At 58.4% G+C, this 13,676-nt stretch carries 13 protein-coding genes and 2 tRNA genes; all 15 read left to right on the plus strand.

The window, feature by feature from the left end; translation table 11 throughout:
• Positions 1–12: 12 nt before the first annotated feature.
• Positions 13–1,068, plus strand: a complete 1,056-nt coding sequence (gene ispG / locus ABGT66_RS07275) for a (E)-4-hydroxy-3-methylbut-2-enyl-diphosphate synthase (RefSeq protein WP_346689820.1) — start codon at positions 13–15, stop codon at positions 1,066–1,068.
• Between the two features lie 162 nt (positions 1,069–1,230).
• On the plus strand, positions 1,231–2,469 hold the full coding sequence (locus ABGT66_RS07280; protein ID WP_346689822.1) for an arginine deiminase: 1,239 nt from the start codon (positions 1,231–1,233) through the stop codon (positions 2,467–2,469).
• Between the two features lie 67 nt (positions 2,470–2,536).
• Positions 2,537–3,490, plus strand: a complete 954-nt coding sequence (gene argF, locus ABGT66_RS07285) for an ornithine carbamoyltransferase (protein ID WP_300260196.1) — start codon at positions 2,537–2,539, stop codon at positions 3,488–3,490.
• 134 nt (positions 3,491–3,624) lie between these two features.
• A complete protein-coding gene (locus ABGT66_RS07290) occupies positions 3,625–4,728 on the plus strand; it encodes a class I mannose-6-phosphate isomerase (protein ID WP_346689824.1) in 1,104 nt (367 codons plus the stop codon).
• 89 nt (positions 4,729–4,817) lie between these two features.
• Positions 4,818–4,893: transfer RNA gene (locus tag ABGT66_RS07295), tRNA-Gly, on the plus strand.
• A 7-nt stretch (positions 4,894–4,900) separates the two neighbouring features.
• Positions 4,901–4,976 (plus strand) — tRNA-Thr (locus ABGT66_RS07300).
• 172 nt (positions 4,977–5,148) lie between these two features.
• A complete protein-coding gene (locus ABGT66_RS07305) occupies positions 5,149–5,859 on the plus strand; it encodes a histidine phosphatase family protein (RefSeq protein WP_346689826.1) in 711 nt (236 codons plus the stop codon).
• Between the two features lie 94 nt (positions 5,860–5,953).
• Positions 5,954–6,559, plus strand: coding sequence for a sigma-70 family RNA polymerase sigma factor (locus tag ABGT66_RS07310; protein ID WP_346689828.1), 606 nt, complete (start codon positions 5,954–5,956; stop codon positions 6,557–6,559).
• A 34-nt stretch (positions 6,560–6,593) separates the two neighbouring features.
• Complete coding sequence (locus ABGT66_RS07315; protein WP_346689830.1) at positions 6,594–7,196, plus strand: hypothetical protein; 603 nt, start codon at positions 6,594–6,596, stop codon at positions 7,194–7,196.
• A gap of 43 nt (positions 7,197–7,239) precedes the next feature.
• Complete coding sequence (locus ABGT66_RS07320; RefSeq protein ID WP_346689832.1) at positions 7,240–9,213, plus strand: POTRA domain-containing protein; 1,974 nt, start codon at positions 7,240–7,242, stop codon at positions 9,211–9,213.
• 106 nt (positions 9,214–9,319) lie between these two features.
• Positions 9,320–10,468, plus strand: a complete 1,149-nt coding sequence (locus ABGT66_RS07325; RefSeq protein WP_346689833.1) for a hypothetical protein — start codon at positions 9,320–9,322, stop codon at positions 10,466–10,468.
• 22 nt (positions 10,469–10,490) lie between these two features.
• Positions 10,491–11,534 (plus strand): UDP-3-O-(3-hydroxymyristoyl)glucosamine N-acyltransferase, encoded by a 1,044-nt coding sequence (gene lpxD, locus ABGT66_RS07330; RefSeq protein WP_346689834.1) that lies wholly within the window; start codon positions 10,491–10,493, stop codon positions 11,532–11,534.
• Positions 11,521–12,345, plus strand: coding sequence for a UDP-3-O-acyl-N-acetylglucosamine deacetylase (lpxC, locus tag ABGT66_RS07335; RefSeq protein ID WP_346689835.1), 825 nt, complete (start codon positions 11,521–11,523; stop codon positions 12,343–12,345). Before lpxD ends, lpxC begins: the two co-directional genes overlap by 14 nt.
• A gap of 45 nt (positions 12,346–12,390) precedes the next feature.
• Positions 12,391–12,867: a 3-hydroxyacyl-ACP dehydratase FabZ gene (gene fabZ / locus ABGT66_RS07340; protein WP_294191701.1), complete on the plus strand. Its 477-nt coding sequence runs from the start codon at positions 12,391–12,393 to the stop codon at positions 12,865–12,867.
• Positions 12,864–13,676, plus strand: coding sequence for an acyl-ACP--UDP-N-acetylglucosamine O-acyltransferase (lpxA, locus tag ABGT66_RS07345; RefSeq protein ID WP_294191699.1), 813 nt, complete (start codon positions 12,864–12,866; stop codon positions 13,674–13,676). Before fabZ ends, lpxA begins: the two co-directional genes overlap by 4 nt.

The following is a 13,676-nucleotide window of genomic DNA, read 5'->3' on the forward strand; positions in this document are numbered from 1 at the left end:
AGGCTGATAAAAATGGGAAGCGCTCGCTCGGTAACGATAAACGGATTGAAGATTGGAGGGGGCGCTCCCGTAAGGGTCGAGAGCATGCTCAAAAGCCGGCTCACAGACCTCTCGGCCTGCCTGAGTGAGACGGAGCGGCTCGCCGCCGCGGGCTGCGAGCTCGCGCGCGTCGCGCTGCCGGACATCGCGCTCGCGCCTGCCTTCGCCGCGCTCGTGAAGCAATCCCCGTTGACGCTCATGGCCGACATACACTTCGACCACAGGCTCGCGCTTGCAGCAATCGACGCGGGCTGTCCCTCGGTGCGCATCAACCCGGGAAACATGAGCCATGCGGCTGGGCTAGCCGAAGTCGTCGCGGCGGCGGAGGCGAACGGCGTCGTCATACGCATCGGCGCGAACGGCGGTTCGCTCAACAACGCGCAGCTCGAACGTTGCGGCGGCGACCGCGGCGCGGCGCTCGTCCTCGCTGTCGAAGAACAGCTGCGGCTGCTGCTCGACAAAAACTTTTCAAACGTCATCATCTCGGCAAAATCTTCGTCGGTTGCGGAGACTGTGCGCGCGAACCTCCTGCTCGCGAACAAATACCCGTTCCCGCTCCACGTCGGCATAACGGAGGCCGGCAACGGCAACTCCGGCGTCGTCAAGGGCGCGGCGGGCATCGCGCTCATGCTCTCGCAGGGGGCGGGCGACACGCTGCGCGTCAGCCTCACCGCGCCGGGCGAGGAAGAGGTAGAGACGGGCTACAACATCCTTGCGGCGCTCGGCCTCCGCAGCCGCGGCTGGGAGCTCGTGAGCTGCCCGACCTGCGGCCGCCGCCGCGTCGAGGTCGCGGAGCTCGTCGCGCGGCTGAAAAAGCTGCTGCCGCCAGCGGCCGCGCCCGGCGTCACGGTCGCCGTCATGGGCTGCGAGGTCAACGGCCCGAAGGAGGCCGCAGGCGCGGACTTCGGCGTGGCGGGCTGCCCGGACGGCTTCATCGTATTCAAAAAAGGCGCCTTCGTCTGCCGAGGCTCGATGGACGAATTTGAGGAAATCGTCACGCGGGAATTCGCGGAGCTTCTAAACCAATAAAAATAAAAAGTTCATAATATCTTTTCGTCTTCGTGTGTTGACTTATCTTCGATAAAAATATAAGATAAGTGTGCAACGTTGATAATTCAGTTTTTTCGCTCAAAGTAACAATTTGCGCCGCAGATTTGCGTTCTGATGCCGGAAGTTAAAAGAGGAGTAAAAATGAACCAAAAATCTGAGTTTAGTGTATTCTCGGAGACCGGACAGCTCAAGCAGGTCATGCTTCACCGCCCCGGACGCGAGATCGACCGCCTCACCATCGACAACATGGACGAGCTTTTGTTCGACGACCTTCTATGGCTCGAACAGGCGCAGCGCGAGCACGACAACTTTGCGGATATACTGCGCGCCAACGGCACGGAGGTCCTCTATTTCAACAGGACTCTCGCCGAGGCGATAGCGCGTCCCGAGGTCAGGGAAGAGCTGATCAACGACGTCTTCCGCTTCGAATGCCTCGACAGGCGCATATCCGACGAATTCCGCCCCGTGCTCATGGATATGGCGGCGCAGGAGCTCGCCGACCACCTTATAGAGGGCTGGACGAAAGAAGAGGTCAACGGCGTCTGCGACCGTTCGCTGAGCCTCGTCGCCTCCGTGTCGAACGGCAGCAGCTTCGTCATTCACCCGATACCGAACCTCTATTTTCAGCGCGACCCGGCCATCACCGTCGCCGACGGCATAATCCTCGGGCAGATGACCTTCGAGGCGCGCAGGATAGAGCCTCTCTACTGGAAATATATTCTGCGCTTCCACCCGAGATTTTCTGGAATGCGCATACTCTTCGGCGACGCGCCGGACGAGGTATGGCCGCAGAAGGCCGAGGGCGGCGACGTACTCGTGCTCTCGGATAAGGCCGCCGCTATAGGCGTCTCGCAGCGCACCGCTCCGACCACGGTGCAGCGCATAGGCCGCAACCTCGCAGCGAAGACATCGATAAAGCGCGTATTCGCATTCGAGATACCGCGCGGGCGCTACTGCATGCACCTAGACACAGTCTTCACGATGGTCGATAAAGACGCCTTCTGCATCTATCCGCCGCTACTCGAGTCGCTCAAGGTGTGGCAGCTAGATTATTCCGACGAGGGAATACTTATGAAGCTCGAGCAGAAAAAGGACTGGCGCAGCGCCGTCGCAGAAACGCTCGAAGTCGAGAAGCTGCGCCTCATAGTCATGAACGGGCGCGACGAGGCCGAGACGGCGCGCGAGCAGTGGCACGACGGCTGCAACACGCTCGCCGTGGCCCCGGGCAAGGTAGTCACCTACAACCGCAACAAGAACGCCTCGAAGCTGCTACGCGACAACGGCGTAGAGGTGCTCGAGCTCGAAGGGCCGGAGCTCGGGCGCGGACGCGGCGGCCCTCGCTGCATGTCGATGCCGCTGAACCGCGGCCCCGTCCGCTGAACGCCGAAAATCAAAAGCGCAATAAGAACCACAAACCAATACAAAACTCATGAAGGGAGCAATCCAAATGCCTGTGAATCTTCGCAACCGCCACCTTATCTCTCTGAAGCACCATACGCCGGCGGAGATTGAATATCTCCTCGACCTTGCCGCCGACCTCAAGAATAAAAAGCGCGCCGGCATAAAGGGCAACCTGCTTGAGCGCAAGAACGTCGCGCTCATCTTCGAAAAGCCATCGACGCGCACACGCTGCGCCTTCACCGTCGCGGCGATCGACGAAGGCGGACATCCCGAGTACCTCGGCAAGAACGACATCCAGCTCGGCCATAAGGAAGACGTCGCCGACACGGCGCGCGTCCTCGGCCGCATGTTCGACGGCATCGAGTTCCGCGGATTCAGCCAGAAGGTAGTCGAAGACCTCGCGAAGTACGCGGGCGTCCCCGTCTGGAACGGCCTCACCGACGACTATCATCCGACGCAGGTCCTCGCCGACTTCCTCACGATTCGCGAGAACTTCGGACGCCTCAAGGGCATCCGCCTCGTCTACGTCGGAGACGGACGCAACAACGTCGCGAACTCCCTCATGATAGGCGCGGCGAAGATGGGCATGCACTTCGTAGTCGGCTCGCCGAAGGAACTCTTCCCCGATCCCGCGCTCGTCGCCGAGTGCGAGCAGATCGCGAAGGACTGCGAGTCCGGCGCGACGATAACCATCACCGACGACCCGAAGGCCGCCGTCAAGGGCGCCGACGCGATATACACCGACGTCTGGGCGTCGATGGGCGAAGAGGCGAAGGCCGCCGAGCGCAAGGCGCTGCTCCAGCCCTACCAGGTCAACAGAGAACTCATCGAAGCGACCGGCAACGACGACGTCATCTTCCTCCACTGCCTCCCCGCGGTGAAGGGCAACGAAGTGACCGAAGACGTCTTCGAGTCCCGCCACGCGCGCCAGTTCGACGAAGCCGAAAACCGTATGCACACAATCAAGGCCGTCATGGTCGCGAGCATCGGCAACTTCTAACGCCGCAGCTTTTGCCGCAAAAGTAAATTCAAGGGAGCGTCCGCCGCTGGCGCTCCCTTTTCGTATCTCGGAAAGACGCGCAGCACTCTCGTCCACGGCGGCGATGTGCTAAACTGTAGCGAGAGGTGTTGAACGTGGAAAACATTGCGAAAGACAAAGAAGCTCTCATCCGCCTGGACAACCCCAGAGTCTGGAGAACCTACCTCGGCGGACGCATGATAGACGCGCTGCACGGAAAAACGAACGGCGAGGATGGACATTTTCCTGAGGAATGGATAATGTCCGTGGTCGCCGCAAGAAACGTCGGGCGCGAGGACGTGAAGGACGAGGGGCTCAGCCATATATACGGAACGCAGACCGCGCTGAAAGAGCTGATTGAAGCGAATCCCGCGGAATACCTCGGCGCGGGACACGCGGCGGGGGAGAAGTGCGACCTCGGCGTACTCGTCAAAATCATCGACAGCTCCGAACGGCTTACGATACAGGCGCACCCAGACATCCCGACGGCGCGAGCGCTCTTCTCAAGCCCGCACGGCAAGACGGAATGCTGGCACATCCTCGGCGGGCGCGAAATAAACGGCGAAAAGCCGTGCATCTACCTCGGTTTCAAGCGCGGCGTCACGCGCGAGCGCTGGAAAGAGCTCTTCGACAAGCAGGACCTCGACGGCATGCTCGACTCGCTTGAGCGCTTCGACGTCAAAGCCGGCGACACGATACTCATCGAAGGCGGAATGCCGCACGCGATAGGCGCGGGATGCTTCCTCGTAGAGATACAGGAGCCGACGGACTTCACCATTCTCGTTGAGCGGACGACGCCGAGCGGCTTCGCCGTCGACGACTTCCTCTGCCATCAGGGGCTCGGCTTTGACAAAATGTTCGACGTGTTCCATTACGAAGAGACGAGCCGCGAAGAGATAATGCGGAAGTACTTCATCAAGCCGTCGAACGTGAAGACCGGCGAAGCAGGCGAATCGGCTACGCTTGTGGGATACGAAAACACGCCGATGTTCCGCCTCGACGAGCTGCGTGTCTCAGGCAGCCTTACCGTCCCCGGCCTGCCGTCGTTCAGCGGCCTCTACGTACTCGAAGGATGCGGAAGCTGCGCGGCGGGAGGACGCGAATACCGCCTCGAAAAAACGGCGCAGTTCTTCGTCCCCGCCGGAGCCGGAGACATGACCTTCAGCGCCGGGCCAGGCAGCCCGCTGCGCATACTGCGCTTCCGCGGCCCGCGCGCGTAATGGAGAAAAAACGCGAAAATTCGCCGCCAAATTTGAAAAAAACAGTGGCGCTAATTCAAAAGATGTGATATTATATCCCGCGTTGAATCGCGGACATAGCTCAGTTGGTAGAGCATTAGCTTCCCAAGCTAAGGGTCGCGGGTTCGAATCCCGTTGTCCGCTCCAAAGAGAGGCCAGCGTAGCTCAGTTGGTAGAGCAGCGCACTCGTAATGCGCAGGTCTCCGGTTCGAGTCCGGACGCTGGCTCCATTCATAGAATATATAGCTCTCCGTTACGGAGGGCTTTTTTATTGCTTTTGTGCAGCAGCGCTTCCGTAATATAAATATGAAACTTTTCACGCTGCGCGCCTCGGATATTGTCAACTTAATGAACGGTTGATATTATAAAATTAAGTGAAACTTTGAAAAGAGGCGCAAAGGATTGACAGTTGATTATAAAAAGGACATAGACGAGGCGCCGGGGCTGAGCGCGCCAGACGGCGGGCGGAAGATATACTTCGTCCGTCACGGCAAAACCGAGTGGAACAATCAGTTCCGTTATCAGGGAGCGACGAACGTTCCGCTCTGCGCCGAAGGAATGGAGCAGGCGAATCGCGCGGGGCTTCGTTTGTCAAAGCTCGATATAGACGCCGTTATATGCAGCCCGCTCGACAGAGCCTTCGAGACGGCCGGACGTATCGCCGCCTATCATCCCGGGCTCCGGATAGAAAAGAATCCGCTGCTTTCGGAGGTGAACTTCGGCGAGTGGGAGGGGCTCACCGTCCCGGAGATAAAAGCGCACAGCGGCGAGGAGCTTTTCTATAAGTGGCGCAGGAACGAGCTTCACGTCAGCGTCCCCGGCGGCGAGTCAGCCGACACCGTTTACGAGCGCGCGTCGCGCGCGGCGGAAGAGCTGGTGTCGCGTCACGAGGAGCGTATAGTCGTCGTAGGGCATGGCGCTATGTTCCGCGCGCTTTTCCTGCCTCTGCTCGGCATCCCCCGCTCGAACATCTTCTGGAAAATGCGCATCGACAACTGCTCTATATCGGCGGTCAGCGTGGATAAGAACGGAAAGGTCACGCTGTCGTTCCTCAACGATACGCTGCACATGCTCGTCCCGGAGGATGAAATCGCAGATTTGCCGCTCGCATAGCGCAGATGCGCGCCGCGTGTGGTAAAATAGAAAAAATTGTGCAGACCTTCGTCCGTCCGCAGTTATGCGGGCGTGGGCAAAAAGGCGGGATAGCATGAAAAAAACTACGGAATACGAAGCCGGCGCGCGCCGGGACGACTCAAAGCTCTGGGCCGAGTGCGCCGCCGGAAGCGACGAAGCGAGAGAACAGCTCATACTCGCCAACAGGCCGATGGTCTATTGGCTCGCGAAGAAATTGAAGGTTCCCTACAACACCTACCAGGATTTGATTCAGGAGGGAATGCTGGCGCTCATAAACGCCGTCGATTCCTTCGACCCAGGCAGGAATATCTGTTTCTCAACGTACGCCTATTATAAAATCAACGGCAGAATGATAAATTTCCTGCAGCGCGTGGAGGCCAAGGCCCCGACGCCGGTCGAGGACGCGGCCTTTGAGAGCCGCGAGGAAGAGGGCGCGGCGTTCAGCGACGCATCGAGCCGCAGCGAGTGGTCGATAGACCTCGAAAAGGCGCTTTCGCAGCTTTCGGAACGCGAGTCGGATATAATCAACGCGCTGGTCATGGAAGGGCGCGTCGCAAACGAAGTTGCGGCGGAGAAGTCTCTCGACGTGAGCAACGTTTACCGGATACGCAGAAAGGCCCTGTCGAAGCTGAAGACATGGCTTGGCATCGAGGGCTCGCAGGCGGCATCCAAGGCCTAGACGCAGGCCGCTGAAGCGGCCGGGGATGATTTAAATGACTAACAAAACAGCAAGACTTCAAAGATGGCTCGACCGGCTGACGGCGGCCTGTGAAAATAAAAAGTGGAAATCCGCGGTCGCCGAGGCTGACTGCCTGTCGGCGGAGCTTCGCATGGTCCGCGACGAGCTGTGGGAGAAGGCGGAGGAATCCGTCGAGCCGAAGCGTTCGTTCAATTTCAGAACGTGCGCTTCCTTCGGCGCGCGCTCCTTCGGCATCGCGATGGCGATTGTGTGTCTCTGCACATTTCCGATAGCCGTCGAAAGCGGAAAACCGCAGAATATAGCCGCGCTTCCGACTGGAGCGGAGAATAAATTCGAGGAATTCACGCTCGTCACAGCGGAGGAAAAAGAGCTTCTGCAGATGCTTCGCGCTAATCTGAAGGAAAGCAACGTCGCGATTCGCAAGGCGGAGAAAGAAGCGCCCGCAGCAAAGCGCAAGCTGACGGCGAGGATGGTGGAGCGCCAGATTACCGACGTTCCGGAAAAGGCTCCGGCGCCGCGCGCCGACAGAATCAAGCCGGAAGAGCTGCTGACGCTGATACAGATTGGAGAAAAAAGCCTCAGAGGGGACACCCCTGCTATAAAGATAATAAATTAGGCTTGAAGCTGATTCAGTTTTTTGTTTCAAGGAGTGGTATTTTGTGTTGAAGCGAACCAAATTGCTGGCGCTCTCTCTAGCCGCGCTTATGATGGCCTCGCAGACGGGGTATGCGGCTGACGGGAGCCCGGATGCCCAAGACAGTATGCCGTCCGGCTTCTCTTCGGGAGCTTTCAGCGGCGGCTTCTCTTCTCCGAGCGGCATGCAGACGCCGCAGCATGAGGAAGCCCTTCCCGAGCCCCCGTCTATGGCGGAGCTCGCAGGGCCTGTCATAATGAACATAGGCCTCGAAGGGAACAGCGAAGTGGCGTCCGAGCACATTATGAGCGTCGTAACGACGAAGGTCGGCGAGCACGTAGACGACGAGAAGCTGCGCAAGGACGCCGAAGCGATATTCGAACTCGGTTTCTTCAACGCAACCGACTATAGAGTCACAGATGTCGAAGGCGGTGTGAACGTAACCTTCCTCGTCCAGGAGAACCCGAAGGTCGGAGAGATACGCTTCGTAGGCAACACGGTCTACTCGAGCGAAGAGCTGAGCAAGATCGTATTCACGCAGCCGGGAATGATCTTCAACCGCACATTCTTCCGCAACGACCTCCAGAGAATCAAAGAAAAATACCAGGCTGACGGCTACGTAATGGCTAACGTCCGCGACGTAAAGATCGACGGCGACATCATTACAGTCGAAATACTTGAGCCGAAGGTCTCAGAGATAGTCATTCAGGGCAACAGAATCACAAAGACGAAAATCATAGAGCGCTACATAAGGGTCAAGGTTGGCGAGAAATTCAACTCGAACGAGCTGCGCCTGACGCTGAACCGCCTGCAGGGGCTCGGATATTTCAGCGACGTGAACGTCAACTTCGAGCCGGGCGAGAATCCGGACGAAGTCATCCTAGTTCTCACAGTTGAAGAGGCACGCACGGGCCGTCTCGGCTTCAACGTAGCCTACGGAACGCAGAGCGGCTTCGGCGGCGGTATGAGCTACGAGAACTCAAATATTTGGGGAACGGGCAACAGGCTCAGCGTTGGCTTTGAGCTGGGCGACCGTGAAGAGTATTGGCTCACAATCGAACAGCCGTACATGAGCAGCAAGATTTTTGCATGGCGCGTCGGAGTTTATAAACGCGCGTGGGACGACATTTACTACTATGAAGACGATACGGAATATATTGAGTATGACAGAGAGCGCTTTGGTGCCTTTGTCGGGTTTGGTAAGAAATTTGCAGAGGAATCTCAGTATAACTGGTATTTGCTGTTAGACTGGCATAATACAAAAAATGATAACCTCAGATTTGATGAGAATAGTTCTATATGGGACCACTATCCGGGGCGTCAACACTATAATTCCGTGAACGAGATTATACGAGATATAAGAGAAGAAGAATTAGGTGAAGGCGACTACTATTCTGCGACAGCGACTTTCCGTCGTTTCAATCTTGATGAGTATCTGCCTTACCAAAAAGGTGATATTGAGTCCATCAACGTTCAAGTCGGACAGGCAGACGTTGAGGGAGTCAGCTATGACTATGTTAAATACTGGTTCGAAGGCCGTTTCTACTATCCGATCGGGAATTTCCTCAAAGATATATTCGAGACCTCATTCCTTGACGGTGTAGATGGCAAGCCTGTCATTCTTGCTGCGCGTGTAGTGGCTGGTTCTTCGAGCGGAGACGTGCCGTACGACGAGCTTTATGAGGTCGGCGGAGACACAACTCTACGTGGCTATGATGACGACTACTACCACGGACGCAACATGGTGCTCGCTAATGTTGAGCTTCGCATCCCTGTCCAGAAGATGTTCAGTCTAGTATTTTTCTACGATATAGGTAGGGCATGGGATTCTGGACGGACTTACCCAGGAACAGGTGAAGAGAAAATTTACGGAGATGATGATTGGGGAGACTCTCCCGGGGTTGGGATAAGACTCAACACTCCGCTCGGCAACCTGCGTCTCGACTATGCAAGTGGTAATGAAGATAGATTTGTTTTTGGCTTCGGAGAGCTCTTCTAAGTCTCTAAAAAAGTCATATAAGAGTATAGTTGCGGCAATTTTTATTGCCGCAACATTTTTGCTTGCCTCCGGACCGGCGTGGGCCGTTTCTATAACGGCCGAAGGGTTGAAGGAGTGGCAGGAGGAGCTTGCCGTTCAGACGCTGACCGCGGTTGCGGAAAGTATTCCGCAGTCCGGCAGCCCGGCGTATCGCGCGGAGATTCTGCAGACGGTGGCTCGGAGGCTCTTTTCGGGCTACCGCATATCGGCTGTGTCGCGCGGGAGCGGCTCCGCGGTTGTGAAGTTCGACGCCGCGGGCGAGGAGCTTTTCTGGCGCGTCGACGTGTCCGTGCCGTCGTTGCGCGATATGCCGCTTGAATGGTTCCAGGAGGACATGGTTGGGCTTGCGGATGAAATTTCCGTGCTTCTTCAGGGAGTGCCGCTTGCGTCCCTCTCGTGGTCCGACAGGGCTCTGCAGGAAAAAATCAACGCGCTCGCAGAGGAGCGGCTTCCCGGCTGGACGCCGGAGATGCTCGTCACGCGCGGCGACGCCGAGGCGGTGCTTTCAGTCTCGTTTGTCCCGCAGATGCCGATGATCCTCGCTGTCAACCCGTCGTTCACGTCGACGTCGCTCCCGACGCTTCTCTACGGAGAGTTCCGCGACGACCTTCAGGGGCATCTCGCGCCGCTCGTGGGACTTCCGGTCAAATGGGCGTCCAAACATTCGGCGGACCTGGCGCGGTGGACAGAGGGCTATATCAACGACCAGATGCTGGTGCGGCGTTCGAACTCGTCCGCCGAGGCGTCGTTCCAGGCCTCGCAGATATCCAACATGAACGTCAGGATAGAGAGCCGCAACTACACAATCGCCGCCTGGGCGACGATTTACGCCGGCACCTCCGATAAGTCTGCGGAGCTTGGGCTCCACCTTGGGCGCAAGGTCGAAATTATCCGGGATTTGGATATGGAGGCCTACGCGGAAGGAATACTAGGGCTGCGCGATTGGGATATCGACGGGCGTTTCGGCCTGCGCTGGAGGCCTATGGTGCGTAATCTCTGGCTCGGCGGCGAATGGGACACCGAGGACGAAATGTGGTGGGGAAAGCTGTCGCTCGACGCGGAGCTTCACAAGCCGTACGCATGGATTCGCCTGCGCGAGGACGGCGTCTTTAACGGCGCTCTCGGCTGGCGCGCCACGGAATATATATCTTTTGAAGTCGAATACGACGAGCGCGACGAAGACAGGTGGAGCCTGAAAATGATAGGCAACCTGTAGCGCGCGGAGAGGAATGAACGACATGGCTAAAGTCATAACTCTTGCACAAATCGTGGAGCTCACGGGCGGGAGCGTGGTCGGCGACCCGGAAATTAAAATATCCTCCATATCCGACCCGAGAAGGCCGAAGGATGGGGCGATTTCCCCGCTCTGGGAGAAAAAGCTTGAAAAGTTCGCCGCAGGATGCCCCGTGCTCTTTACGAAAAAAGGCTGGGTCAAGGAAGGGCAGAGCGGCGTCGAGCTTGACGAGCCGCGCGCCGGGCTCATCGCGCTGCTGAAATTCTTTGACGAAGCGCCGGAGCGCGAGCGTACCGTCTCGGAGCGCGCGCTCGTCGATAAAGACGCGACGCTCGGAGAAAACGTCGCCGTCGGCGCGGGAAGCGTGATAAAGGCCGGAGCCTCGGTCGGCGACGGCACAGTCATTATGGAGAACGTGTTTATCGACTGCGGCGTGACTGTCGGGAAAAACTGCGTAATAGAGCCCGGCGCGGTAGTCTTTCACCACAGCGTGCTCGGCGACGGCTGCGTGCTTCACGCGAACGCCGTGGTCGGATGCGACGGCTTCGGCTTCCTGCCGGACCCGAAGGCGGGCATGGTGAAGATTCCGCAGATAGGCATCGCGCGCCTTGACGACGGCGTAGAGATCGGCGCTTTCAGCTCGGTCGACCGGGCGACCTTCGGCGAGACCTACATAGGCAAGTGCACGAAGATTGACAGCCACGTGAAGATAGGCCACAACTGCCAGATAGGCGCCTACACGATAATAGTCGCGCAGTCCGGCATAGCCGGCAGCAGCCATATAGGGAACAGGGTCATCATGGCCGCGCAGTCCGGCACGGCGAACCACGCTTCGGTCGGCGACGGCTGCACGGTCGGCGGGCGCGGCGGCGTGACGGCCGACGTTCCGGCCGGCTCAATAGTCTCGGGCTTCCCGGCCCAGGACCACAGGAAAGAGCTTCGTCTGCAGGCGGCGGTCCGCCAGCTTCCGGAGATGGCTTCGAGCGTGAAGGAGCTCGGCAAGCGCATGGCGGCGCTCGAAAAGAGGCTCGAAGATGAAAACGCTTAAAAACGAGATAAAAATATCGGGCGTCGGCCTTCATTCCGGAGAGAAGACGACGGTTCGCCTCATGCCGTCGGAGCGGCCCGGCATCTGGTTTGCCAACAAAGCTGGCGAACTCTCCAACGTCGTCGAGGCGGTAGTCGAAGAGGACCAGCGGCTTACCGGCTTCTCGCTTCCGAACCGCGTCGCCGTAAGGACCGGCGAGCACATGCTCGCGGCGATAGTTGGCATGGAGCTCGAGGCCGTCGAAATAGTCCTCGAGGGCGGCGAAGTGCCGATAATGGACGGCAGCGCCTTTCCGTTCGCGGAAGCGATAAACGAAACCGGCTTCGCCGACGCGCCGGGCGAAACGCCTCGCCGCGCGCTCTCCGCCCCGATAGCGCTCGAGGAGAACGGCGGAAAGCGCTTCCTCGCCGCCGTCCCCTCGGAAAAGCTCTGCGTCAGCTACGTCATAGATTATTCCGGCACTCCGGTCGGCACACAAAATGTCACTTACGATGTCACACGCGAGACTTTTTATAATATAATCTCTAAAGCAAGAACGTTCGGACTCACGTCCGAGCTTGATTATCTTAGGCGGAACGGCCTCGCAAAAGGTGGAAGCCTCGACAACGCGCTTGTATTCGACGGCGAAGGACTTGTGGGGGACGCTTCACTGCGTTTCCCGCTCGAGTGCGTCACGCATAAGGTGATAGACCTGCTCGGCGACCTGACGCTCGCCGGACCTATTCCGACGGCGCATTACGTCGCGATAGCGGCAGGCCACAGTATTCACGGCAAGCTCGCGAGAAGGATACGGACGATTTTTCCATTATAAATTTTTCAGGCGCTGCCGAGGCACCGCCAGGGAGGAAGATTTTTCATGCAAATTAACATCAACGAGATAATGGGGCTGCTTCCGCACAGATACCCCTTTCTGCTTGTTGACAGGATCGAGGAGGTCATCGACACCGACACGGTGAAAGAGGTGACGGGCTACAAGAACGTCACCTTCAACGAGCCTTTCTTCCAGGGACATTTCCCCGACGAGCCCGTGATGCCGGGAGTGCTCATCCTTGAGGCGATGGGGCAGGTCGGCGCGGTGCTCATGAAGATGCAGAAGGAATTCCAGACGGGCGAGCGCAAGCTGGTCTATTTGACTTCCATAGACAACGCAAAATTCCGCAAGCCCGTAAAGCCCGGCGACCAGCTCCGCACGACCGCGAGGCTCAAGAGACGCCGCGGCAGCATGGGCAAATTCGAGTTTGTGGCTACGGTCGACGGCGAGATAGTCGCGCAGGCGGAGATGGGCTTCCATATCGCTTCGGGCCTTACGCTAGAGGCGGAAGACAAGAAATGAGCGTTCAAATACACCCTACCGCGATAGTCGCCAAAGAGGCGAAGCTCGGCGAAAACGTAAAGATAGGCCCCTACTGCATAGTCGACCCTAAAGTCGAGATAGGCGACGGCTCCGAGCTGCGCGCCTTCTCGCGCGTATGCGATTACACGAGGATGGGCGCCGGCTGCGTGATTCACGAACACGCGGTTATCGGCGGGTTGCCGCAGGACCTCAGCTACCGCGGCGAAGAGACGTGGGCCATCCTCGGCGACAGGGTCGTCTGCCGCGAGTTCGTCACGGTGAACCGCGCCGCGGGCGAGGGCAACGTGACGCAGGTCGGCGACGGATGCTTCATCATGGAGAACGTCCACCTCGCGCACAACGTCCGCATCGGCCATGACTGCACGATAGCGAACAAGTCCGGCATCTCGGGCCACGTCGTCGTCGGCGACTACGTCGTAATAGGCGGCATGACCGGCTTTCATCAGTTCACCCATATAGGCTCCTACTGCATGATAGGCGGCCTTTCGCGCATAACGCAGGACGTGCCGCCCTACTGCCTCGCGGCGGGGATACCGCTGCGCGTATTCGACATCAACAAGGTCGGCCTGCGCCGCCGCGGCTTCGAGTCGTCCACGCGCCGCAAGATTCGCGACATGTACAAGCTCATATACAATTCGGCGCTTCCGATGAAAGAGGCGCTGAAGCAGCTCGCGGAGAAGTACCCCGGCGACGCGGAGGCGAAGATGATACTCGACTTCGCCGCGGAGAGCACGAGGGGCTTCACGCCGCGCGTGACGCACGACTGGGAGCGCAAGGCGGAGGAATAG

The organism is uncultured Cloacibacillus sp. (assembly GCF_963926575.1).
Taxonomy (GTDB): domain Bacteria; phylum Synergistota; class Synergistia; order Synergistales; family Synergistaceae; genus Caccocola; species Caccocola faecigallinarum.

Coding starts and splice junctions, on each gene's coding strand:
- ABGT66_RS07310 (WP_346689828.1), top strand. CDS start 5,954: ATGAAAAAAACTACGGAATACGAAGCCGGCGCGCGCCGGGACGACTCA.
- ABGT66_RS07315 (WP_346689830.1), top strand. CDS start 6,594: ATGACTAACAAAACAGCAAGACTTCAAAGATGGCTCGACCGGCTGACG.
- lpxA (WP_294191699.1), top strand. CDS start 12,864: ATGAGCGTTCAAATACACCCTACCGCGATAGTCGCCAAAGAGGCGAAG.
- ispG (WP_346689820.1), top strand. CDS start 13: ATGGGAAGCGCTCGCTCGGTAACGATAAACGGATTGAAGATTGGAGGG.
- ABGT66_RS07280 (WP_346689822.1), top strand. CDS start 1,231: ATGAACCAAAAATCTGAGTTTAGTGTATTCTCGGAGACCGGACAGCTC.
- lpxC (WP_346689835.1), top strand. CDS start 11,521: ATGAAAACGCTTAAAAACGAGATAAAAATATCGGGCGTCGGCCTTCAT.
- lpxD (WP_346689834.1), top strand. CDS start 10,491: ATGGCTAAAGTCATAACTCTTGCACAAATCGTGGAGCTCACGGGCGGG.
- argF (WP_300260196.1), top strand. CDS start 2,537: ATGCCTGTGAATCTTCGCAACCGCCACCTTATCTCTCTGAAGCACCAT.
- fabZ (WP_294191701.1), top strand. CDS start 12,391: ATGCAAATTAACATCAACGAGATAATGGGGCTGCTTCCGCACAGATAC.